The sequence below is a fragment of the Trichodesmium erythraeum IMS101 genome (genome assembly GCF_000014265.1).
Lineage (GTDB): Bacteria > Cyanobacteriota > Cyanobacteriia > Cyanobacteriales > Microcoleaceae > Trichodesmium > Trichodesmium erythraeum.
Genome location: NC_008312.1, coordinates 5,498,079 through 5,522,838, shown reverse-complemented (window position 1 = coordinate 5,522,838; position 24,760 = coordinate 5,498,079). Strand labels below are relative to the sequence as shown.

Sequence of the window (24,760 nt, the reverse complement as noted above, 5' to 3'; positions counted from 1 at the left end):
TGATGAAAGAAACAACTTCAGTGGCCATGCCCTCTTGTTTCCATCGATGGTGCGATCGCTTTAACAATGTCTTTAAAACAAAAGCCCAAAAAACAGGGTTTAGGGAATATATAGGAGGATTACTCTTGAGAAAGCGATCGAAAAAACTTGTCTCAAATTGCCAACAACACTGTAGGTCACACGTACCACAAATTACGGCATTTTCTAGTTCGAGCAAATTGGTCTGTAGATGCTGTGAATGAGCGTCGTCTTCAAGTAATGTGGGAACGTCGCCAAACAAAACCTTCTCGATCCTATTGCTTTAATTATAGACGATTCAGGCCACAGAAAAAGTGGTAATTTTACTGCAGGAGTAGGGCGGCAATATATAGGAGAAATAGGAAAAACAGATAATGGTGTAGTCGTGGTGACAACTCATCTTTATGATGGAGTTAAAAGTCTACCTTTAGACATAGCTTTGTATCAGAAAGCTGATTCTTTTCCAAAAGGAAAAAAAGACCCAGAATTTGTCAAGAAACCAGACGAGTGCAATGTCTCTAGTAGATCAATGTTTGTCCAGAGGACACCAACCAGAAATTGTGTTAATTGAAATTTGGCTATGGTAACAATACATCATTCTTAAATCAACTAGAGAAAAGAAGTTTAACTTATATAGGAGGATTAGCTAAAAATCGAAAAGTCATCATTAAAAAACAAGATGACATTAAAGAGGAAATTAGATTAGACAAGCTGGCAGAAAGTATACCTCAGAAAGCTTTCAACTTAGTTCAACTAAGTACAAAAAATGCTAGAGAAGTTTGGGTAGCTACATTAGAAGTAGAAATATCTAGGATGTCAGGTCAAAAAACTATAGCTATCGTTATGAATGCTAAAAGTTTTTCTGAGGCCACTGATATTAACTATTATATCACTAATAGAGAAGACAAATATGTAACTCCTGAGTGGATATATTCTACTTATTCTCAAAGAAATTGGGTGGAAGTTTTCTACAGGGAAGCCAAAGGATGGTTAGGATTAAGAGAATATCAAGTCAGAGATAAAATCAGCCTTAAAAGGCATTTTATTTTAGTATTTTGTGCTTATACATTTATTATCTGGCATCAGTTAACAGGAGGTATAAGAAGGCGTTGGGCTAACAAACCATTAAATACGTTTACTGATACTTTAGAAGCATTTCGTACCGCAATATCTTATCGTTTTGTTGAGTGGTTAGATGAAAACATCGACGTATTTACCGCTCATAAAGAGAGTTTAGGGTTTGTTTGGGCTTGAAATTTGCTAAAGTCCCGTTACTCTCTTTCAATCTCAATCTTTTTCGTGCCACTCTAAATATCTTTATCAGTCTTATTATATGTTCTACAAATATTATTTTTTGAGCTTTTTTTTTTGATTCTATTTTTTTACTTCTTCTGACATTTTATGGATTCTTTTTTTTGTTTAGCGTGTTAATTTTTGACCATCTTGATATCCTTTATCTCTTTGAAATTTTGGTTCTCTACCCAAATTTTTTGTGGTTTTTTTGAATAACTTTATATCACTTTCTGGACTTCTTTATCCTCCTATTATATCTACAATTTTTTCTGCCTTTTCTGTGATTACTATCTGATTTTTAAACTTATTACTTTTTGGCTTTCCTGAATAATACTTTTTCTGTTTATCATCATTTTTTTTGCTTTTCCCTATCCTGCTCTGTACTATCAACTATCAATTCTCTTTATGTCAAAGCCTCTTTTATCCATAAATATTCGTTTTCTTTTCCCGAGAATTCCTCTAGTAAACTAGATGGTAATAATTCCCTCAAAATATCTATCCAAAGCCTGAAAAATATTATTTGCTGTTGATGAGCTAACTCCAAATATTGCTCCTAGTCCCTGAAATGTTGGTACATGATACAAATAATATAAGGTCAACATTATCTCTTCTGTCTTGCTTAAAGACTTTTTTCTTCCTCCTCCTGCCTTGATTAACCTTTTTTCTTGGCTGGCGCTCCCCAGTCTTTTTTTTTCAACTTTTTGAGGGTTTTCTATTAATTTTATTAGCTGTTCATATGTAGTACCAATAATTCTTTTTATTTCTTTTGGATGGTTATAAATATATTCTAATACATTATTCATTTGGAAACAGAGTATATATAATTGGCTACTACAATTTTACCTTAATTTTTATTTTGGAGAGGTCTAATTATGCCACAGAAATATGGAATAGGCCATCGCTTCTGAGATGAAAAAAAAATAGTCAAAAACTAGGACCAACACAACAACCATTGCTGACTCAATACATTCTCCGGGCGAATGCCATAAACCCCCTACATATAACAATTATACCACAGAAATATGAAATAGGCCATCGCTCTCCCTCCAACAAAAAAACCATGATATTTTTTTGAGCGTTATAAAATAGACATCTCCAAAAATTAACAAAGCCTTTCCTTGACTTGATCTTAGCCTAGTTGCCATATCAAGCATCTTTGGTCCTAAAATACGCAATCATAAATCTTTGAGATATTTTCTCTTACTAATTCAACATTTATTTCCCCCCATTTTCACTTTATTCTCTTAATTGATTATCTTCTTTTTATACTAATATTAATGCTCCTATTCTTAATTTCACTAATCCACATACTACCATTATTACTTTCTCATAACTTTTCTCTTTTAATCTAAATCTTTCTCTCGCAATTCCAAATATTTTTAGTAATCTAATTACATGTTCTACGAATATTCTTTTTTGGGCTTTTTGTTGATTTTTTTCTTTTATTTCTTCTGGCATTTCTTTTTTTCTTGGTTTCTTTTTTGGTGTACTTGTTCTTTCTGCTCCTTGATCTGCCTTATCCCCTTGAAAATATTGATTATCCTTAAAATTTTCCCGTTGTTTGTTTAATAAATTTATATCACTTAATGGTCCCCTTTCTCCGATAATTACATCCACTATTTCTGTTCCTTTTGGTGTCGTTATTATTTGATTTTTAAAGGTATTATTTTTCTTTTTTCCTGAATAATATTTTTCTGGTTTTTCAGATTCTTTTGGTCTTTCTCTACTTTGTTCTGAGCTATCTACTATTAATTCTAATTCCATTAACGCTTCTTTTACCCCTTCTCATTCATCTTCTTTTTTTTTACTTGTTCTAATAAACTAGCTGGTAATAAATCTTGTAAAATATTTATCCAGTAATGGAATATATTATTGGCTGTTGATTCACTAACTCCAAAATTTATTCCTAATAATTGAAAAGTTGGTATATGATGTAAATAATATAGCGTTAAAAATATTTATTCTGTTTTAGTTAAAGTCTTTTTTCTGCCTCCACCTGGTTTAATTAAACTTATTTCTTTCTCGGCAATTACCTGGAAATTTTCTGATTCTTTGATAATTGCATTTTCTATTAATTGTGTTAGCTGTTCATAAGTAATCCCTATAATTCTTTTTGTTTCTTTCGGATAATTATGAATGTACTCTAAAGTTTTATTCATTGGTATAGCTACCTAAATAAAATTATAAATGAACATGACAATCTTATCTTATTTTCTATTTTGGAGATGTCTAATAGGTAGAGGCTAATAGCCATTTGCCCCTACAAAATTTTGCAAGACAGTTAAAATTCTCCTGCTAAAGCAACAACACAACGTTCACAAATTGTGGGATCTTCTGAGAAGTCACCAACATGAGTAGAATAATTCCAACAGCGTTCGCATTTCTCACCATCTGCTTTGACTACTCCTATACCTAAAGAATCTAATATAGACTTATATTCGAGATTACTTAAACATTCTGGAGATTCTAATAATTCTACTTGAGAAGTAATAAATAGATAACGTAATTCATCAACCCCATTACCAGAAGGAATTATGGCTTTAACATTATTAGGTTGTTGAGGTAAAGTTTCTGTTTCTACTACTTGTGGTTCTGGGGTAAATTCGACTTTTTGGGGGGGCACAAAAACTCCTTCTGGATATACTAAAGTTGCTGACTGTTTAACTGTATTGTCTGCCAAATTTTTCTTTTGAGTAGATAAAGCCTCTTTACCTAATATATCTTCAGCAGTCAATTTTATTTTATCTAACCAACTTTGGCGACTTTTAGCAAATAACAAATTATGAGTAACAAAGCGAATTGTGTAGATAATTCCCACTAATATCATGATGTAATTTACTAGAGGCAGTTTTTCAATTGTTTTTACTACCGTTACTGTTAGTTGTATTGATAACAGTAATATAATCATCAAAAACACCCCTCCTAAAGCTTTTTTATACCCACTAAGTAATTTACTCACAGTATTAGAAAAATCTGATAAAAAATTTTTATAAGTATAAAAAATATCAGGAAACTTTTGTTGGTTATTAGTAGTTTTATCTTCTGTTTTTTCTGGTTCAATTTCGATTTTAGCTTCCCAGAATTCAGACTTACTTTTTTCTCCTTGAGCAATGGGATTAAAATCTTGTATTTGCTCCCGGAATTTAGTATCTTTTACATACAACAATACCTTAGCTTCTAAAGGCGAACCAATTGCTTTTTCTGCCCGCGCTTTTTCCAACACTTTGTTAACTTCAGTGCGAGTTTTTCGTAACTCTTCCCATAACTTAACTAACTCTGGGTTATGCCATTTTTCCTCTAATTTCACCCATCCAGACTCAAATACAGATTTGCAGGGAGTCGGATAAGGAAGATTTTGCCAAATATCTTCTGCCATATGGGGTAAAACTGGAGCGATCGCTTTTGCCAAATTTTCTACAGCGACAACTAAGACTGTCTGACAACTGCGACGTCTGAAAGCATCAGTCGCACTAATATAAAGTCGATCTTTAGCAATATCCAAATAAAAGTTAGATAAGTCAACCACACAGAAATTTTGAATTGTTTGGAAAAAGCGGAAATACTGAAATTTATCAAAACCATCTTTGACTTCAGCAAACACCTCTGTAATCCGGTGCAACATATAACGATCTAGTTCTGGCATTTCCTCATAAGCAACAGCATCTTTTGCCGGATCAAAATCATGGATATTTCCCAACAAAAACCGCGCCGTATTTCTAATTTTGCGATAAATATCTGCTATTTGCTTGAGAATATTCTTACCCAGGGGTACATCAGAAGAATAATCTACAGAAGAAACCCACAAACGCAAAATATCTGCACCATAAGCAGGTTCTTGTTTTTGATTTTTGCCACCTTCAATAACTATTACCGGGTCTACCACATTTCCCAGAGACTTACTCATCTTCCGACCATTCTCGTCAAGTACAAAACCGTGAGTCAAAACAGTTTGATATGGTGCCACACCATTAGTAGCAATACTAGTCAGCAAACTTGACTGAAACCAACCGCGATGTTGGTCAGAACCTTCCAAATATATATCAACTGGATATCTTAACCCTTCCCTTTGTTGAGCAACTGCCGCCCAAGATGAACCAGAGTCAAACCAGACATCCATGGTATCCGTTCCTTTGCGGTACTTCTCAGCATCTTGGCGATAGGTTTCTGGTAAAAGTTCCTCCACCGACATTTCCCACCAAGCATCAGAACCTTTTTCAGCAATAATTTTTTGCACATGAGCAACAGTTTCCTCAGTTAGCAAAGGTTCCCCAGTCTTTTCGTCATAAAATACAGGAATAGGTACACCCCAACTTCTTTGTCGAGAAATACACCAGTCAGAGCGATCGTTCACCATTGGAGTAATGCGGTTTTCTCCTTGAGCAGGTATCCAGTTAACTTCAGCGATCGCCTTAAGTGCTTCACTGCGGAAACCTTCAACAGAAGCAAACCATTGTTCAGTTGCTCGGAAAATAGTAGGTTTTTTAGTGCGCCAATCATAGGGATATTTATGTTCGTAGGGTTCCTCTTTCAATAGAGAATTAACATTTTGCAGTGCTTCAATAACAGCAATATTCCCTTCTGCCAAAACACTTAACCCCGTAAACTCTCCGGCTTCAGCAGTAAATTTCCCATTGCCATCCACAGGGGACAAAATTGATAAACTATAACGTTGCCCTACGATATAGTCTTCCTGACCGTGACCGGGAGCAGTATGAACTAAACCCGTACCTGACTCAGTAGTAACATAGTCCCCACCAATAACAATTTTACTTTCCCGGTCAAACAGTGGGTGTTGGTAAGTGCAGTTTTCTAAGTCTTCACCTTTAACCGTCGCTACAGGTGTTAAAGTTGTGCCCAGAGTTGCTGATAAACGTTCAACTGCTTCTGCTGCAACTATAAATAATTTGTCTTTTCCCATTGCATAGTCAGCATCAGGTTTGACAACAGCATAATTAAGGTCTGGGTTAACGCTAACTGCCAAATTCCCAGGAATAGTCCAAGGTGTTGTAGTCCAGATGGCCACCCAGAGTTTTTCTAGATAAGATTCGAGAGACTTTTCAACTGCTTTTGCCAAGTTAGTGATTTTAAAAGCAGCATAGATACTCCGAGACTTGTGACCTTCGGGATATTCCAGTTCTGCTTCTGCAAGAGCAGTTTTAGAACTCGGACTCCAATGTACAGGTTTGAGACCACGATAAATGTAGCCTTTCAAAACCATTTTACCAAATACCCCAATTTGAGCAGCTTCATATTCTGGAGAGAGAGTCATGTAGGGATGTTCCCAGTCTCCCCAAACTCCATAACGTTTGAATGATTCACGCTGTTTGTCTATAGTTTCGAGAGCAAAGTCTCTAGCTTTGCGACGTAATTCTATGGGTGTGAGTTTTGCCCTTTCTGCTGATTTAATATTTTGAATAACTTTCAATTCTATGGGTAAACCGTGGCAGTCCCAACCAGGAACATAACGAACTTTTCGCCCTTGGAGGATTTGGTAGCGGTTGATAATGTCTTTAAGGATTTTATTCAAGGCATGGCCAATGTGTAGGTTGCCATTAGCATAAGGTGGGCCATCATGTAGGGTGAAGATTTCCCCTGGGTTGGTCTGAGAAAGACGTTCATAGATTTGTTCTTGTGCCCAAAACTTTTGTAGTTCTGGTTCCCTGGTGACTGAGTTAGCCCTCATATTAAAGTTAGTCTGGGGCAGGTTTACGGTCTCTTTATAGGATTTTGCTTCAACCATTAGATTTTAGATTTTTCTGTTAGTATATTCAGAATTTTAAACTTATTTCTTTGTATCATCACATTGTCTTGGGTTTTGCTTGTGTTTTATATACAAAAAATTTTAATTTGCCTATATTTTCTTTTCGTCATATGAATAGTAAAATCTTTAACCTACTACAAAATTCGGTTTTAAGAGATAAAATAAACTTTCCTGGTAGACAGATATGGAGTTAGTCATATTGATTCCATATTGCACGAAATTTGCCCACTTAGGGAAAATTATGTTTTAAGATCTGAAATAATATCAAGCTATTTATAGCAATAAAAAAGTTGAAATATAGATTTTTGTCAAAAATATTAAATACTTATAATCCTACCGTTATAAAACATTTAAAAGTAACTTATTTGATGGAAGTTACCTAAGAGAAAGTCATATATACACCACCTCTAAATGGTTGTTGATAAATGAAGTCATAAATGACAATCGAACCATGAATTTTTAAGATTAAACACCTAAGTCTCCTTAAGTGATTTCAAAAAGCATCAAAAATGACAGAAAAAATAAAAACTATAGAAATTGACGAAAAATCTCCCCATTTACAAGCTGTTATTAAATTGGGCGATGCTAATACAAAAACCCTAGGTCATTTATCCTACGATACTTTTTTTGATTATGCAAAACGTGGCCAAATTATTATAGCTTTAGATCCAAAAGAAAATTTTATTGGTTATCTGATGTACCGAAAGGTTCGTCGAAGTAATCATCTTGTAATAGTTCATTTATGTGTTGCTGAATCATCCCGCGGTAGGGGTTTGACTAGGACACTAGTAAATTATTTAAGTCAAAGGCATCAAGATTTTTATGGTATTAAGTTAAAATGCCGTCGCGATTATGGATTAGACGAAATGTGGTCTAAGTTAGGCTTTGTTCCCTTAAATGAAAAGCCTGGAAAAAGTAAGGAAGGAAAACCCTTAACAGTTTGGTGGCTAGATCATGGTCATCCCAATTTATTTTCTGTTAATGCTACCGAAAAGCTCAATTCTAAACTATGTGCAATTATTGATATAAATGTTTTCTTTGATTTGTCTGAAAATGATAGTTTTAAAAGTGAAGAATCAGAGTCTTTACTTGCTGATTGGCTACAAGATGACTTAGAGTTATGTGTCACTGATGAAATTTTTAATGCTATTAATAATATTACTGATTCCCAAGATAGAAAATATCAACGTCTCAATGCAGAAAAGTTTACAAAATTACCATATAATCAGCAAAATTTTGAGGTTTTTTTAAACTCTTTTATAGAGTTTATGGAAGGAAGTAATCTCAAACTTGATCAATCACAAATACGTCAGCTAGCTATGACACTTGCTTCTGAATGCCTAATTTTTGTAACTCGTGATTCACATATTTTAAATTTAACCGATGAAATCTATAAAATTTTTAAGCTAGAAATAACTAATCCTAGTAACCTCATTATTAACCTAGATGAAATTCGTAGAAGCACTACATATCAACCTGTACGATTAGCGGGTTCAAATCAAATCAATCTTCAATCTGTACCGATCAATCAAATCAAGGGGCTGACTGATTATTTTTGGAGTCAAAAAAATGGTGAGAAAAAAGAATATTTTCAGCAAAAAATTCGCAGTTTTATTAGTAATTGTTCTAAGTTTATATGTCATCAGCTTGTAATGGAAGAAAATCAACCAGTCGGTTTAATTGTTTATAATAAATCAAAATCTTCTGAATTAGAAATTCCATTACTAAGAGTTAAAGATAATTCTTTAGGTGGAACACTTGCACGTTATTTAATTTTTCATGCCATAATAATTTCAGCTCAGGAGAACAGATATTTTACAAGAATCACTGACCCCTATTTAGAAGAAATAGTTGTTAAAGCTATTCAAGAAGATGCTTTTATTAAGAATAAGGGAGAATATATAAAGGTAAATATTCCCGTAGCAGAAACAGCATCTAATCTATCTAAGCGTCTCAATGATTTAGCTAAATTTGAATTAGAATATCAATCAAATTTTTGTATAAAATTTGCAAAAACTATTAGTCAATCTGAATCAACGAAAAATTCACAAACTACAATAGAAATAGAACGTTTTCTGTGGCCTGCAAAAATAATTGATGCTAATGTGCCTACATGGATTATTCCTATTAAACCATTTTGGGCAAAAGATTTATTTGATGAAGAGTTAGCTAATTATTGGTTATTTGGCTCTAAAACTGAATTAGCACTTAAACGTGAACTTGTATTTTATCGTTCTAAGGGCGGTTTAAAACCTGGTGTAATTGGTAGGATTATATGGTATGTCAGCAATGATAAATCTTTTCCATACGGGACAACAAAAGTAATTAAAGCTTGTTCTCGATTAGATGAAGTCATAGTAGACAAACCAGAAAAATTATATAGACAATTTCGTAATCTAGGTATATATAAATTAGAAGATTTAATAAAAATCACCAACAATGATCCTAATGAAGATATAATGGCTGTTCGATTTAGTGATACTCAAGTGTTCACTAATACTATAACTTTAAAAGAACTTCAAGATATACTAAAAAAACAGATAACTGTTCAAGGACCTTTTAAAATAACACCAGATCAATTTGCTAAAATATATGATCAAATCAACAAAAATTAATTAGGATTATTCAAATATGCCAAATACAGTTCTTTTATCTATAAAGCCAGAATATGCTGATAAAATTTTCTACCAGAAAACAAAAAAAGTTGAATTACGTCGTGTTTTTCCTTCTTTAGATAAAGATGATTTAGTTATAGTTTATGTTTCATCTCCTAAAAAAGCTGTAGTTGGTTACTTTAAAGTCAAAAAAATTATCAAAAAAAATATCTCTTACCTTTGGGATGAAGTCGAAGAAAAAGCAGGAATTACCCAGGAAGAATTTTACGATTATTATTCAGGATTAGATTTGGGGATTGGAATATTTTTCCAAAAAATTAAAACTTTTAGTAATCCAGTAGAATTAGAACAATTAAGACAAGAATTGAATACTTTTAGGCCACCTCAAAGCTATCGTTACTTGAAACCTAATGAATTTGAAATTATTAAGAAATTAGTAGACTATGATTTTGAATAGTTCAAAAATAAGGCGTTTGTGAATCAAGCTATGAAACCATTATTTAGCCCAATTAAAAATTATTTTCAGTTAAGAGTTAGGCCATCGCAATTCTTGCACAATCATAGTCAAAATAACCAACACCAAAAATTAAAATAACTGTGTATGGCAATTCAACAACTAACTTTATTTGTTCAACTTTTTCAAGAATTTTCTGACTCATATCCCTATAGCTTAGAAGGATTAAATCATAGAGCATCTTATGAAAAACAACGTCAACAAGGTCGCCGGAATTTTGAAGAAATAACTACTGCTGCTAAGGCAGGGGAAGACATAACAGAGTTGATTATATGGAAACTTTTACCTCATACTAATACTCCCAGTAATCGACAAAAGGGTGTATGGATTTACTTGAGTGAATCTAGCAATACTGATTTAAGTGAATGGTTTCAATGGTTGGAAAAGCAAGAAGATTGGTCTGTTATTACTAGAGCAATTTATAATTTTGTAACTTCCTGTATTACAGATTATCATAAATTTTTAGTAGCTTGTAAAAATTTTTCTAAATTACCATATTCTAGAGAATTTAAAATAGGAATAATAACACCTATTCTGAATGCAGTCAAACCAGATGATTTTCTTTTAATTAATAATAAATCCAGAAAAGTAATTAATTATTTAAGTAACACAAAACATACTCAAAAGCTAACTGAATACCCATATATTAATCTCACTGGCCATAATCTAATTTTAGAATTAGCTGAAGAAATGCAGAAGCAAAATATACCTGCAATGCGAGATGATGATTTGTTTGATATGTTTTGTTATTGGTTGGTAGATGTAAAAAAATACAATTTTATTAGTGAAAATATAAAGAGTACAGACAATATCTATAAAACTAATCAAGATCAAGATCAAAAAATAAATGTGATTAATTTACAACCAGAATACACTCTAACTCAATGCTCCCAAGAAACAAACTTCACAGAAACAGAACTCACCCAATGGATACGCGCTATCAACCGTAAAAAACAGGCTATTTTCCAAGGTCCACCTGGTACAGGCAAAACTTTCCTCTCTCAAAAACTCGCCCAACACTTAATCAGTCGAGGTGACGGCTTCTGGGAACTGATCCAATTTCATTCTGCTTATACCTACGAAGACTTTATTCAAGGTATTCGACCCCAAAGCCAAGATGGTAAACTCACCTACCCTGTTGTTCCCGGTCGCTTCCTACAATTTTGTCAAAAAGCAGCACTTAATCAAGATATTTGCGTACTCATCATTGATGAAATTAACCGGGCTAACCTCTCCCAAGTTTTCGGCGAACTTATGTACCTCCTGGAATACCGCGACGCCAAAATTCCCCTTGCTGGTAGTGCAGAATTATTCAGCATTCCTAAAAATGTTCGCATCATTGGCACTATGAATACTGCCGATCGCTCCATTGCTTTAGTAGACCATGCACTTCGTCGTCGCTTTGCTTTCATCACTCTCTCCCCTAAGTATGAAATATTGCTTCAATACTACAAGGAAATAGAAACAAATTTTTCAGTGGAGGGGTTAACTCAACTTTTAGAAGCAGTCAACCAAGAAATAAACGACCCCAACTATCAAGTCGGTGTTTCCTTCTTTCTCCGAAAAAATATTGCAGAGGAAATTCCAGATATTTGGCAAATGGAAATTGAACCATATTTAGAGGAATATTTCTTTGCTCAACCAGAAAAAGTCAATGATTTTCGGTGGGAAAAAATTCAACATCGGATGTCAAAGACAATTTGTTAGATATAGACTTTTCCCCACATCTCAGATGCAAAAAGTATCTATTATGTCTGCTTCAAAAACAATATGAAATCTTCCCAAATCATCGAACTCACTGAATATCAACCTTACCAGTTTTCACCAGATAAAATTGATTATAGTATTCCTACTAAATTATGGCAAGAATACGATCAAAAAGGTCAAAAAATTAAAGTTGAATTTCCTACTCCCAAAACCAACAACAAATGGCAATTTACTTCTCAAGGGTGGGTGGGTTATATTCCCATAACTCTGGATTTTCACATCATTCTTAAACCTAAGGTACCACTTCATAACCTATTTGGAATGTTGGAATATGCCTACAACCTCAGAAGTTTTTGTTTTTTAGATGGTTTAGTTAACTGTAATTCTCTACAGGAATTTTACAACTGTTTAGTTAATATTCTGGCTCAAAAAATATTAGAGCGAGGTCGAAAAGGTTTTCATCGTGCTTATCTGCCAAAAACAGAAAATTTAACTTATATTCGGGGACGATTAAATATGCGGCAAGTTATGCACAAACCCTGGGGTGTTAGTTTAAAATGTGATTATCAAGAACATACTGCTAATATTCCTGATAATCAAATTTTGGCTTGGACTTTGTTTATCATTAGCCGTAGTAGTTTTTGTTCTGAAAAAGTCGCTGTAACTGTAACAAGAGCTTTTCATATTTTGCAAGGTTTGGTAACTTTACAACCTTTTAAATCTAGTGATTGTCTGAATATAAAATATCATCGTTTGAATGAAGATTATCAGGTTTTACACGGTTTATGTCGATTTTTTTTGGATAATATTGGAGCTAGTCATCAACAGGGTAATTACTCAATGTTACCTTTTTTAATAGATATGGCTAAACTCTATGAAAAATTTGTAGCTAAATGGTTAAAATTGCATCTATCCTCAAATTTAAGAGTTAAAGAACAAGAAAAAGTAGAAATTGTTGATGATAAAATTTATTGTAAAATTGATTTAGTTATTTATGAAATAAAAACTTGCAAGGTTGTTTATATTCTTGATACTAAATATAAGTTGGATTGCAGACCATCGACAGATGATATTAACCAAGTGGTAGCTTATGCAACTTATAAAAAATGTCACGAAGCTATTTTGATTTATCCTCAAAGACTAACTAATTATATTAATCAATTAGTTGGTGAAAGTCAAGTAAGATTGCGTACTTTGACATTTGCTATTGACTCTGATTTGGAAAAAGCTGGTCAATCTTTTTTAGAAGAATTAATATCAAATCCGGTAGTATCGTTGTAAAAAAAGCATAGAAACCAGGTTGATATTAAATGTTGCACCATACTAATATCTACCTCCCATAAACCCATTTTCTTATAAGACTTATAAGACTCCATGGGCAAGCACAGATGAAACAGTTTAGAAAGTAATTTTCATCCTGATATAAAAAACTATCGGGACTTTAGTGAAAAAATAGTAAAAAAAAGGGTATAATGTATACCTGATATGTATTTTACGTTAATTACTGGCCTGGGAAAAGTTTGATGAAAGAAACAACTTCAGTGGCCATGCCCTCTTGTTTCCATCGATGGTGCGATCGCTTTAACAATGTCTTTAAAACAAAAGCCCAAAAAACAGGGTTTAGGGAATATATAGGAGGATTACTCTTGAGAAAGCGATCGAAAAAACTTGTCTCAAATTGCCAACAACACTGTAGGTCACACGTACCACAAATTACGGCATTTTCTAGTTCGAGCAAATTGGTCTGTAGATGCTGTGAATGAGCGTCGTCTTCAAGTAATGTGGGAACGTCGCCAAACAAAACCTTCTCGATCCTATTGCTTTAATTATAGACGATTCAGGCCACAGAAAAAGTGGTAATTTTACTGCAGGAGTAGGGCGGCAATATATAGGAGAAATAGGAAAAACAGATAATGGTGTAGTCGTGGTGACAACTCATCTTTATGATGGAGTTAAAAGTCTACCTTTAGACATAGCTTTGTATCAGAAAGCTGATTCTTTTCCAAAAGGAAAAAAAGACCCAGAATTTGTCAAGAAACCAGACGAGTGCAATGTCTCTAGTAGATCAATGTTTGTCCAGAGGACACCAACCAGAAATTGTGTTAATTGAAATTTGGCTATGGTAACAATACATCATTCTTAAATCAACTAGAGAAAAGAAGTTTAACTTATATAGGAGGATTAGCTAAAAATCGAAAAGTCATCATTAAAAAACAAGATGACATTAAAGAGGAAATTAGATTAGACAAGCTGGCAGAAAGTATACCTCAGAAAGCTTTCAACTTAGTTCAACTAAGTACAAAAAATGCTAGAGAAGTTTGGGTAGCTACATTAGAAGTAGAAATATCTAGGATGTCAGGTCAAAAAACTATAGCTATCGTTATGAATGCTAAAAGTTTTTCTGAGGCCACTGATATTAACTATTATATCACTAATAGAGAAGACAAATATGTAACTCCTGAGTGGATATATTCTACTTATTCTCAAAGAAATTGGGTGGAAGTTTTCTACAGGGAAGCCAAAGGATGGTTAGGATTAAGAGAATATCAAGTCAGAGATAAAATCAGCCTTAAAAGGCATTTTATTTTAGTATTTTGTGCTTATACATTTATTATCTGGCATCAGTTAACAGGAGGTATAAGAAGGCGTTGGGCTAACAAACCATTAAATACGTTTACTGATACTTTAGAAGCATTTTGTACCGCAATATCTTATCGTTTTGTTGAGTGGTTAGATGAAAACATCGAGGTATTTACCGCTCATAAAGAGAGTTTAGGGTTTGTTTGGGCTTGAAATTTGCTAAAGTCCCGCTATGGAAAGTAACTACTTGAGTCTAAGTCAAATATCTGCCACCTTTTTTCGCTTCTTCTAACTTCCATCATTTTTAGCTGTACTTTTACCCTCACGAGGTGACAAGCAAGCTTAATGGTAGATTTAGTAGTGGAACTCTCGGTCTCCTGTGAGCATGATTTTATGTTGTTTCAATAGTTTTAATACAGTCCGAATTACTGCTCGTTGTTCTGTTAAATTACTGGCACCTTTATGAATGAAAATTTTACCGTCCTGGGGTAAAGCCTTTTTTTTCCAGGCCACACTAATCATTAATATATTGATATTTTGCCACTGAGTCCTATCTAAACTTAATACTAATTCCGAGCTGAAACTGAATAATTTTTCGACCATTATTTTCACTAAAGTAAACCAAAATATAGGTCAACTTAATTTGTCCATAGCTAAAAATATTTGTATATGTTTTTCCTGACTTTCAGATTTTATTGGTAGCTGAAAATAATTGGTTAATTTCGATATGTGTACAGTTTTATGTACTGATATTAAGCATAATAATATTTGTAATGTTGCTACTTGAGATGGACTCATTTTTTTCTTAATATGGTCTTGATAAAAACCTAATATATTCACTTTTATTAATTTTTAGCAGCTATTACTAAAAATAGATCAAACAAAAGATAGATAACCAACATAGTTAATAAAAAGTAAAAAAAAATTACTATATAAGGGTTTGATGCTATTTTTGACTGATGTTTTTCCAAAACTGAGTCGGTTATATTGAAACTTTTAGCGCCCAACATTTAATCAGTCTAGGTGATGGTTTCTGGGAACTCATCCAATTTCATTCTGCTGATAGCTACGAAGACTTTATTCAAGGTATTCGACCGCAAAGGGAAGATGGTAAACTCACCTACTCTGTAGTTCCCAGTCGCTTCCTACAATTTTGTGAAAAACCAGCACTCTGTCAAAATATTTGCCTACTCATCATTAATGAAATTAAATGAGAAATTCAAAAATTGAAGGATTGACAAAACAAGAATAAACTGTATTGGAGGATTTAATTAATAAAATATTAGCTGAAAATTTATTACTAGAAGCATCATCTACTTCTTGTAAAAAACAATTCCAATTAAATTTTATTGTGGATGAGAATGGTTGAATAAATGTAGACTTTATCCAGTTACAATTGGTGCAAATCAAGCCTCCTTCTCGAACTATACTTATTTTTATATGTGATTTATTTGGCAGCATTGACTTTAGGGTTCTTAGCTATCCCTATAATAATAATCTGGATAGCAACAGATTCTGTTATATTTACAATATTTGCTTTAATAAGATGGGTAGTAACATTTTTTTTTTGAGAGTTGCAGCTTTTTTTTAGTAGGTTTCAGTAGAACTAGTTTATAGTTACATCTACTGCTTATTTTATCACTTTATTATTGGCAGTTATAGTATAGAAACTTTTGTCTTTACTAGACCAAATAGAATAAAATTTGTCACTGAACTTTACTCTCCACCTCAAATAAACTTGCAGCTATATTTCTAGACATTGATAGTAGTAAACAACAATGATGTTTACAACCTACTTCCTGATTACTAAAATCAATTTACTAATCAATATTTTTAATTTAAAACAATAGAGCAACTTGACTAGCAGTATGTTAGAGATTAGTGTTAGGTTTCACTCTTAAACCCAACCTACGCAATTTCCTTTTTGATGATTACTATTCAAAGCAATATCGTATTATACCATAGGCAGTTTAAGGAGATTAAACTCTTCCACTATTCATGCTTCTTGTTATCCCAAAACTTGAGAAAAGCTTAAGCATTATAGATTTTTATAGGCAAAAATTATGCACTAAATTACAATATATCAGGACGCTAATCGGCCAAATAAAAATTTCTAACAGTCATCAAATTATTGCTGATGAATCAATTAACTAATCTGAAATCATTTACATCAGTTTCGCGACGAACAATACTCAAATTATTAACTATTGGAGCTACTACTGGTTTACTAGGTTATACTCGATTCTCTAAACCTCAACCAAGGGTTTTTACCCAAGATAATCTAGATTTACCACAATATTTAAACAATGATAAAAGTGTAGTAGTAGTTGGGGGTGGATTAGCAGGATTAGCTTGTGCTTATGAACTTACTCAGCGAGGTTTTACAGTTACTTTATTAGAAAGATCCCCACAACTAGGAGGAAAAATTGCTAGTTGGTCTGTTGATGTAGGAGGAGAAAAGTTTATAATGGAACATGGTTTTCATGGTTTTTTTCCTCAATATTACAATCTGAATAGTTTGGTAGAAGAATTGAATATTACAGATAATTTTCAATCTTTAGAGTTCTATTCTGTGGTGTTTAGAAAAGGGAAATATAACCCAGAAGTATTTCATCCTAATAGTTCTGTGTTTCCTTGGAATATAGTAGATTTAGCAATTTCTTCTTCTAATAGATTTAGCTGGGGAATTAATTTAGCCAAGCCTAAACATTGGGAAGTATTTCGTGCTATAGGTGGCTTTAATTTAGAGAAAACTTATCATAAATTTGACAATTTATCTGTTGCTGAATGGGTCGAAAAAGATTTTCCTCAAGGATTATATGATTTGTATTTTTTGCCTTTTGCTAAATCAAGTCTTAATGCTCCAAACAAGTTGAGCGTTGCCGAATTAATGCAATTTTTTCACTTCTATTTTTTTGGTAATCCAGAAGGTTTAGCTTTTAATGGTACTAGACAAGATATGGGTACAAGTTTAGTACAACCAGTTGCTAAAGAAATTGAGAATAAGGGAGGTAAAATTTTTACTGATGTTGGTGTTAGTGGAATTAATTTGCAAAACAATAAGATTAGTTCAATTAGTTATCAGTTAGGAGAGGTGAAAAGTTTGATTCCTTTTTGGGTAGAACGTAATTTAGAAATCAATCAAGAAAAAGTTAATTATTTTGGTTCAAGTGATCGCCTCTTTGCGGTTAAATATAATTCAAATGAGGCTATTTCTTTGACTTGTACTCATCAAGGTTGTACTGTTATCTTAGCAGAAGATGGAAATTTTTACTGCCCTTGTCACGGAGCAGTTTATGATAGAAAAGGAAAAGTATTGACAGGTCCGGCAAAACAAAATTTATCGCGCTATAAAATTACTCAACGCCAAGAAAATCAAGTTCAGTTAGTTAGCATAAAGGAAAATAAATCAGAAATTATATCCACAGAAATTAAAGCTGATTATTATGTATTTGCTACAGATGTTCCGGGAGTTCAACACTTATTTAATTTGATGGAAGGAGAAGTAAATCAAAATGTAAAATCTCAGGTACAAAAATTAAATATAGCTGACCCCTTTGCAGTTTGTCGTTTTTGGTTTGACCGAGACTTTGACTGGAAACATAGCAATTTTACTTCTCTATCCGGTTATCAATTAATTGATAGTATTACTCTCTATCATCGCATTCAAAAACAGTTCATTCAATGGCATAAAAAAACAGGTGGTAGTGTTGTGGAGTTACACGCCTATTGTTACAAAGAAAAACAGTTTCCTACTCAAGAAATTTTACTCACAACTTTTGCACAAGAATTATATGAAATTGTACCAGAATTAAAGGAAGCTAATTTGCTGCATCAAGAGTTAGTAAACCAGAAAAATTTTTCCGGTTATCCTCCAGGTAGTTATCAACAACGTCCAGAAATTAACAGTGGTATTTCTAATTTAATGTTTGCTGGAGATTGGGTAAAAATGCCATTTCCTTGTGGTTTAATGGAAAGAGCTACTAGTAGTGGGTTATTAGCAGCAAATGAAATTCTTTCTAGAGAAGGTTTACAAAGACGAAAATTATTCTCAGTCAACCCTGAAGGTATTCTCAAAGTTTGATTCTAGGGAGTAGGGATCTCTATTCCCTCAAACAAAATCAGATCATGTAGGCCTGGATAATTCTATATTCTCAAAAACTTTTCTCCATTACCCAATAGCAAGGGAATGGTGGAGAAGTAAACATAAGAAAAATTAACTTAACATTTGATCAAAGCACTCAAAGAAGTTATTATAAGAGTTTGTTGATTACTGAAATTTATGAAGTCTTATCTAAGTATATTATTATAGTATTAATACATCAGAATTGGTGTAATTATATTTTGGTGAATTTTGGGAGAGGCAGAAGGGTTTTGTTCAAATTGTGACTTAACTTTATACACAAATGATCTTACCACCAGATGATATTAACTCTAATTACTAGATGCTGGTTTAATAGGAATTTCAATTATGAACTCTGTACCTTTTCCAACTTCAGAAACACAACTCAAATTACCCCCATGTTTTTCTACTACAATTGAATGGCTAATTGATAATCCTAAACCTGTACCTACTCCCACTGGTTTAGTAGTAAAAAATGGGTCAAATATTTGAGATAATGCTTCAGAATTAATACCACTACCATTGTCATAAATTTTGATTTTTACTGTTTCTAAATCTGTTACTTCAGTAGAAATTGTAATAGTGGGTTGACGGTCAAATTGTTGTTTTTTTTCTCCCATAGTTTCTAAAGCATCAATTCCATTAGCTAGTAAATTCATAAATACTTGATTAATTTGCGAAACGTAACAGATAACTTCTGGTAAGCTACCATAATTTTTGACTATTTTAATTTCACTCAGATGATATTAACTCTAATTACTAGATGCTGGTTTAATAGGAATTTCAATTATGAACTCTGTACCTTTTCCAACTTCAGAAACACAACTCAAATTACCCCCATGTTTTTCTACTACAATTGAATGGCTAATTGATAATCCTAAACCTGTACCTACTCCCACTGGTTTAGTAGTAAAAAATGGGTCAAATATTTGAGATAATGCTTCAGAATTAATACCACTACCATTGTCATAAATTTTGATTTTTACTGTTTCTAAATCTGTTACTTCAGTAGAAATTGTAATAGTGGGTTGACGGTCAAATTGTTGTTTTTTTTCTCGCATAGTTTCTAAAGCATCAATTCCATTAGCTAGTAAATTCATAAATACTTGATTAATTTGCGAAACGTAACAGATAACTTCTGGTAAGCTACCATAATTTTTGACTATTTTAATTTCACTTTTATCTGATTTTTCTTTAATACGAGTATTTAAAATTAGTATGGTACTGTCAATATTTTCATGGATATTTATAGGATTCATATTGGCTTCATCCAAGCGCGAGAAGTTGCGGATGGAAATTACAATATCTCGAATACGTTCGGCTCCAAATTTAATAGAATTCAAAAGTTTTTGTAAGTCTTCTATAAGAAATTCTAAGTCCATATCTTCAATTTCATCTTGAATCTCGTCTACAGGTTCAGGATAGTGTTCTTGATATAAATTAATCAAATTTAGTAAGTCAGAAATATATTCATTGGCAGGGGACATATTACCATAAATAAAGCCGACAGGGTTATTAATTTCGTGAGCTATTCCAGCAACTAACTGCCCTAAACTTGACATTTTTTCACCTTTAATTAGTTGAGATTTAGTGCGTTGTAGCTCCTGTAATGTTTGCTCTAGTTGTAAATTTTTTTCGTTTAATTCTTCGGTTGTTTCTTGTATTTTTTCTTCTGCTGAACTGTGCAACATTGCATTTTCTAAGGAAACTGCTGCTTGAGATAATAAAAATCTTAATATTTCCCAACATTCTGGAGTAAATGCACCTGTAGTTTGGTTATTTTCCAAATACAAAACTCCTATAAGTTGGCCTCTATTAACAATAGGAGTACATAAAACAGATTTCAGTTTAACTTTGACAACATAGGGGTCAGTTGTGAAGCTATCTTCAGCAAAAGCATTGCTTAATACAACATCTTGGCGCGATCGCTCCACATAGTTAATTACTGTTAGTGGTAAGTCTTCACATTCATGAATTTGAGTCTCTTGAACTACTACTGCTTCCGAATCTAAGTTAGCTTCAGCTCTATTGATTAGTTCACCTTTTGTTAGTAGAAAAAGTACACCTTTTTCTGCACCAGTATTTTCCATGATAATTTTCATCAATTTAGATAGTAACTTATCTAAGACAATCTCACTATAAATTGCTTGAAATACTTTAATAACTGTGGCTATATTTAAGGAGTGATTACTCATATCTTTGTCACTAGAATTTTCTATATTTTCAGGTTGAATCATATGTTTTTGAATTTTAATAAATTTTATAATTTTTGATATTAACTTTCTATTTTTTTACCTTTCTATTTACCTCCCAATCTTGATAATCATAGTGAGCTTTATGTAAACAAATTTTTGCATATTTACGTTAATCTTGATTTAACTAACATTTTACTACTAATTTGTTGCTTACTGCTTTATCTTAAATAAATTAATTTTGCTGCTAGATTCCACAGCTTAATTATATATACCAATATGGGCTTATATTAATATTTTATAATTATGGGGTTTAGTCTCCAAACCGAGGGCAAAAATGGGATTGAGCTGACTCAACTCCTAAAGTTTTTTTTCTCACATCTCATTTTTGATTGCTATAGACATATTGCTGCTGTATTTGTTCCAGAAAAACTTGTAATTTCTGCTACTACTAATAAATACTTATGTTGAAAGTTTTCTTGACAGTTATCTTCCCAAATATTGATATCCTGTTGATTTTTTTTCTAGTTCTTGCCAGTATTCTCTTGGCTTCACTTCAGAAACACTGGGATAAAAGGCAGCTATATAGTAAAAATTAAATTCTGTAACAGATAAAATACCTATAATAAACTCTCAATATTTTCGAGTTTATAAAAACTACGCACTGCTACATCTAAATTTTTACAGGAATAGAGAAGATATAATTTATGACAATAAAGCTGTAAAGTTTGAGTTCCTAATCATTGTTAAATTTTCTAGCAAAATTATACTCATCAGTTATTAATTTTTTTAATGTGTATGCGCAAGTCTTATGTCTTCTTCTAAAATTACTTTCTACCATAGTATCCGTAACTTGGGAATTAACCAAAATCATTGGTATGCTGTTGCTCGTAGTATAGAGCTTCAATCTCAACCTTTAAGTATTACCCTTTGGCATCAAACAATAGTCCTTTACCGGGGCTGTAGTGGTAAAGTCTATGGTCTAGAAGATATTTGCCCTCATCGTTTTGTTAAACTTAGTTCTGGTCGTGTGATCGCGGATGAATTAGAATGCACATATCATGGATGGCGTTTTGAGTCAAATGGTAAATGTTCTCATATACCCTATTTAGCAAGTAATCAAAAATTACCTAGTTGTCAAATTCGGACTTTTCCGGTTCAAGAGCTACATGGTTTCATCTGGCTATTCCCTGGAGATAAATCATTGGCAAATTTAATTTCTCCTTTAGAAATTCCTGAGTGGGACCATCTCAATTATATTGCCACAATATCAGTCATCAAATGTCGCGCCCATTATTCCTATTTAGTAGAAAATTTAATGGACATGTACCACGGACATTTACATCAAAATTGGCAAGCGTGGGCAGCAGCAAAATTAATAGACTTATCTGAAAATGACCATCGAGTAGATGCTTATTATGAAGCTCAAAGCTATTATAAAATAGATAAAATTTGGTCAATATCTCAATTAATATTTCCCAGTTTACGACAACTCCATCCTGAGCCATTAAATGTTAGTTATATATATCCAAATTGGGTTTCTAACCTCGGAAAAGATTTTAAAATTTACTGTCTTTTATTACCAATTAATGAAAGAGAAACTCAAGCTTATTTAATTCACTTTACATCCCTTCAAGCCTTTTGGCGTTTACATAAACTCCCAGAATGGTTTAGACGATTTGTAAAAAGAATTTTGTTTGGTTCAGCTCAAAAACTACTCGATGGTTTAGTACAGCAAGATGTAGAGATGATAGAAGAAGAACAGCAAGCTTATCTAAAAAATCCTCAGCAACGTAATTATGAGTTAAATAGGGCTCTAGTTAGTACACAAAGGTTAATTAGAAAACAAGCCATCAAATGAATCATAATATATGCTGAAAATAATGGGGTATCTGTTTAATAGCTAATAAAATACTTATAGAGTATAAAACTTATCCTGAATTTTGAGAATATATCTTAATCGACTAATCTCAATGCTATCTAGCAAAATACACTAAAATTTTAGAGGATTTATGGATATTTAGGGAGTATAATTTATCAAAAAATTCATAAATTAGCTCCTGTTGAAGTGCAAATTATTGGCAAATATATTGATCGATCAGTATATTTTTATAAAGTGAATAATAGTGGTAAATATGAGTCAAAAATTAGCTCCTTTTATTGATAGATAGACTAAATTATTTTTGATATACAATAAATCATATTTTCCCTACTCCCTACTCTCTAAAAAATGTAAAATTAATTTTGCATAGGAACTTAAAATTTAACAGCCTATTTAATATTTGTATGGTCTTTGAAAAACTGAAAGGAAGCGAATTTATAAACTGATTTTTTTTGTGAATTTGTATTCTTAAAAATAATTATTTTATCTTTTGTTTATTCGTGATTTTTTTCCTTTTAAGCTGGGAAAATACAACTTGAGTTTACTATTAATTATTAATAACTCAATCTTGACCTACTCCAATATTTAATTGTTTCTTACTGATCAAATACCATGAATCAACTATTTCCTTTAAATTTTTCTGGCCAAGACCTACGACATCGTGATTTTCAAGGCCAAGACCTGACAGGGGCTAATTTTAGCGGTTCTGACTTGAGAGGTTGCAATTTTCAGGATGCTATCCTCTATGGGACTAATTTTCGAGGTGCCAGAATTGGGCAAAGTAGGAGCAAAGTTTGGACTTTGATTTTCTGTTGTGCTGGAGCGGCGATCGCTGTTACTCTTACTAGTGCTTTTGCTAGTTTTATTGCTGGTGAAATGCCTGGGGTTACTGCTTTGATAGGGACTGGGGCTGTGGCTATTGCTATTACTAATACTAAAAATGAGATTATTGCTGCTATTTTGGCTGGGGTTGTTGCTACTATTGGTTCTAGTGGTATTGTCTATTTTTTGTCAGGAAGTAAAGTCAAAGGATTGTTTTTATTTTTGGGTTCAGGAGTTATTTTAGGATTGGGTCTTATTTTGTTTTTTCAAGTTGTTTTTGATTTAGAAAAGTTATCAAAAACATCTTTTGAGAATGCAGATTTAACTAATGCTATTTTTGATGAATAAATTATTGAAGTTCTTGATTTTTAATTTTTTTATTCTACTAAAAAATCGGTGATTTTTTCTTAATTTTTGATCATAATTATTTAATTATTATTTGGTAAATTTAGCTTGACAAAATCACTATAGATAATTACAATTTGCCTAGTTAGTGTAGTTAAGTAGGAGTAAAATTAAGTGGTTAATGCTGAACAGGTTAGTTATGGTAATTACTATTGGTATGTTCGGGTAACTAAAGATATAGTCGAAAATCAGGAACAATATGTTCAGGCAGATGAAGCACAGATAAAAGATGGTATTTTATTATTCCTTAAGTACACAAATGAAGGGGCAAAAGTTACTATGGCTTTTGCTCCTGGAACTTGGTTAACTGCTTTTGTTACTACTTATAAAATCCCAGAAAAAAAATTAGATCAATAGATATGTTTATTAGTGGCAAATATTTGGATAGTACAAATCAAAAAAATCTGATTGTTAATAGGATACTATTGTGGTGGTAGACATGATCATTTTTTGGTCTGGTTAATTATTAAAGAAGGAGTTAGAATACGATAATTTTTTTTGCCCTCATATTGGAAGTCAAAGTAGACCCGGGAGAAATTGCCTTGTAGCGACGTTTTGATATTTATGTTGATGGTTTAAAGATAACTGGAAGTATACAAATTGTCAACTCCTAAATTTATTCACTGAGTTTTTCAATTTTCCCAGCTATATTGTTTCCAATTTTTCCTGTCTTTTTGATTTGCCTATCTCCACCCATGAATACATTTGAATAAATTTGAAAACATTGACTGTAGAAGGTCTAGTGACTTCTTGAATAGTAGTTTGAGAGGGGTTGCGTACAGGGGTTTTATTGATTTTTTAAAGCCATAAAATGGGCGCATTTGCTGATGACGGAAAGAGTTGAGGCT

16 protein-coding genes and 2 pseudogenes are annotated in these 24,760 nt (G+C 32.6%); 10 read left to right on the top strand and 8 right to left on the bottom strand.

The annotated features are described in order from the left end of the window. Positions 1-2 precede the first annotated feature (2 nt). Positions 3-1,272: pseudogene (locus TERY_RS17250) on the top strand (IS701 family transposase). Between the two features lie 506 nt (positions 1,273-1,778). On the opposite strand, the gene TERY_RS17245 reads toward TERY_RS17250, so the two are convergent. The 5 genes from TERY_RS17245 to ileS all read right to left on the bottom strand — a co-directional run bounded on the left by TERY_RS17245 (position 1,779) and on the right by ileS (position 7,051). Then, positions 1,779-2,114, bottom strand: coding sequence for a transposase family protein (locus TERY_RS17245; RefSeq protein WP_011613006.1), 336 nt, complete (start codon positions 2,112-2,114; stop codon positions 1,779-1,781). A 460-nt stretch (positions 2,115-2,574) separates the two neighbouring features. After that, positions 2,575-3,075, bottom strand: coding sequence for a transposase family protein (locus tag TERY_RS30960; protein WP_011613005.1), 501 nt, complete (start codon positions 3,073-3,075; stop codon positions 2,575-2,577). Between the two features lie 11 nt (positions 3,076-3,086). Continuing rightward, complete coding sequence (locus TERY_RS37290) at positions 3,087-3,215, bottom strand: transposase family protein (RefSeq protein ID WP_370497259.1); 129 nt, start codon at positions 3,213-3,215, stop codon at positions 3,087-3,089. Between the two features lie 54 nt (positions 3,216-3,269). Then, complete coding sequence (locus tag TERY_RS37285; RefSeq protein WP_370495728.1) at positions 3,270-3,470, bottom strand: hypothetical protein; 201 nt, start codon at positions 3,468-3,470, stop codon at positions 3,270-3,272. A 122-nt stretch (positions 3,471-3,592) separates the two neighbouring features. Then, positions 3,593-7,051 carry an isoleucine--tRNA ligase gene (gene ileS, locus TERY_RS17230; RefSeq protein WP_011613004.1) on the bottom strand — a complete coding sequence of 1,153 codons (3,459 nt, stop codon included), beginning with the start codon at positions 7,049-7,051 and terminating at the stop codon, positions 3,593-3,595. A gap of 530 nt (positions 7,052-7,581) precedes the next feature. On the opposite strand from ileS, the gene TERY_RS17225 reads away from it, so the two are divergent. The 5 genes and pseudogenes from TERY_RS17225 (at position 7,582) to TERY_RS28465 (ending at position 14,701) form a co-directional block, all read left to right on the top strand. Beyond that, positions 7,582-9,687 carry a GNAT family N-acetyltransferase gene (locus TERY_RS17225; protein ID WP_011613003.1) on the top strand — a complete coding sequence of 702 codons (2,106 nt, stop codon included), beginning with the start codon at positions 7,582-7,584 and terminating at the stop codon, positions 9,685-9,687. 16 nt (positions 9,688-9,703) lie between these two features. After that, on the top strand, positions 9,704-10,144 hold the full coding sequence (locus tag TERY_RS17220) for an ASCH domain-containing protein (RefSeq protein WP_011613002.1): 441 nt from the start codon (positions 9,704-9,706) through the stop codon (positions 10,142-10,144). 144 nt (positions 10,145-10,288) lie between these two features. Next, positions 10,289-11,908: an McrB family protein gene (locus TERY_RS17215; protein WP_011613001.1), complete on the top strand. Its 1,620-nt coding sequence runs from the start codon at positions 10,289-10,291 to the stop codon at positions 11,906-11,908. A gap of 63 nt (positions 11,909-11,971) precedes the next feature. Further along, complete coding sequence (locus TERY_RS17210; protein ID WP_011613000.1) at positions 11,972-13,189, top strand: 5-methylcytosine restriction system specificity protein McrC; 1,218 nt, start codon at positions 11,972-11,974, stop codon at positions 13,187-13,189. A 242-nt stretch (positions 13,190-13,431) separates the two neighbouring features. Beyond that, positions 13,432-14,701, top strand: a pseudogene (locus TERY_RS28465) (IS701 family transposase). 141 nt (positions 14,702-14,842) lie between these two features. Here TERY_RS28465 and TERY_RS25640 read toward each other — a convergent pair. After that, on the bottom strand, positions 14,843-15,091 hold the full coding sequence (locus TERY_RS25640; RefSeq protein ID WP_052845830.1) for a hypothetical protein: 249 nt from the start codon (positions 15,089-15,091) through the stop codon (positions 14,843-14,845). A gap of 1,534 nt (positions 15,092-16,625) precedes the next feature. Between TERY_RS25640 and TERY_RS17185 the strand changes: the two genes are divergently transcribed. Next, positions 16,626-18,572, top strand: coding sequence for an FAD-dependent oxidoreductase (locus tag TERY_RS17185; protein ID WP_011612998.1), 1,947 nt, complete (start codon positions 16,626-16,628; stop codon positions 18,570-18,572). Between the two features lie 350 nt (positions 18,573-18,922). On the opposite strand, the gene TERY_RS17180 is transcribed toward TERY_RS17185, so the two are convergent. After that, positions 18,923-19,285: a sensor histidine kinase gene (locus tag TERY_RS17180; protein WP_370497257.1), complete on the bottom strand. Its 363-nt coding sequence runs from the start codon at positions 19,283-19,285 to the stop codon at positions 18,923-18,925. Positions 19,286-19,363: 78 nt separating this feature from the next. Further along, complete coding sequence (locus TERY_RS25630) at positions 19,364-20,848, bottom strand: ATP-binding protein (protein ID WP_011612996.1); 1,485 nt, start codon at positions 20,846-20,848, stop codon at positions 19,364-19,366. A gap of 766 nt (positions 20,849-21,614) precedes the next feature. On the opposite strand from TERY_RS25630, the gene TERY_RS17170 reads away from it, so the two are divergent. The 3 genes from TERY_RS17170 to TERY_RS17160 all read left to right on the top strand — a co-directional run bounded on the left by TERY_RS17170 (position 21,615) and on the right by TERY_RS17160 (position 24,269). Beyond that, a complete protein-coding gene (locus TERY_RS17170; RefSeq protein ID WP_011612995.1) occupies positions 21,615-22,664 on the top strand; it encodes a Rieske 2Fe-2S domain-containing protein in 1,050 nt (349 codons plus the stop codon). Between the two features lie 633 nt (positions 22,665-23,297). Next, entirely contained in the window at positions 23,298-23,855 is a 558-nt protein-coding gene (locus tag TERY_RS17165; RefSeq protein WP_011612994.1) for a pentapeptide repeat-containing protein, read from the top strand. A 171-nt stretch (positions 23,856-24,026) separates the two neighbouring features. Beyond that, positions 24,027-24,269, top strand: coding sequence for a hypothetical protein (locus tag TERY_RS17160; RefSeq protein ID WP_011612993.1), 243 nt, complete (start codon positions 24,027-24,029; stop codon positions 24,267-24,269). Positions 24,270-24,760 lie beyond the last annotated feature (491 nt).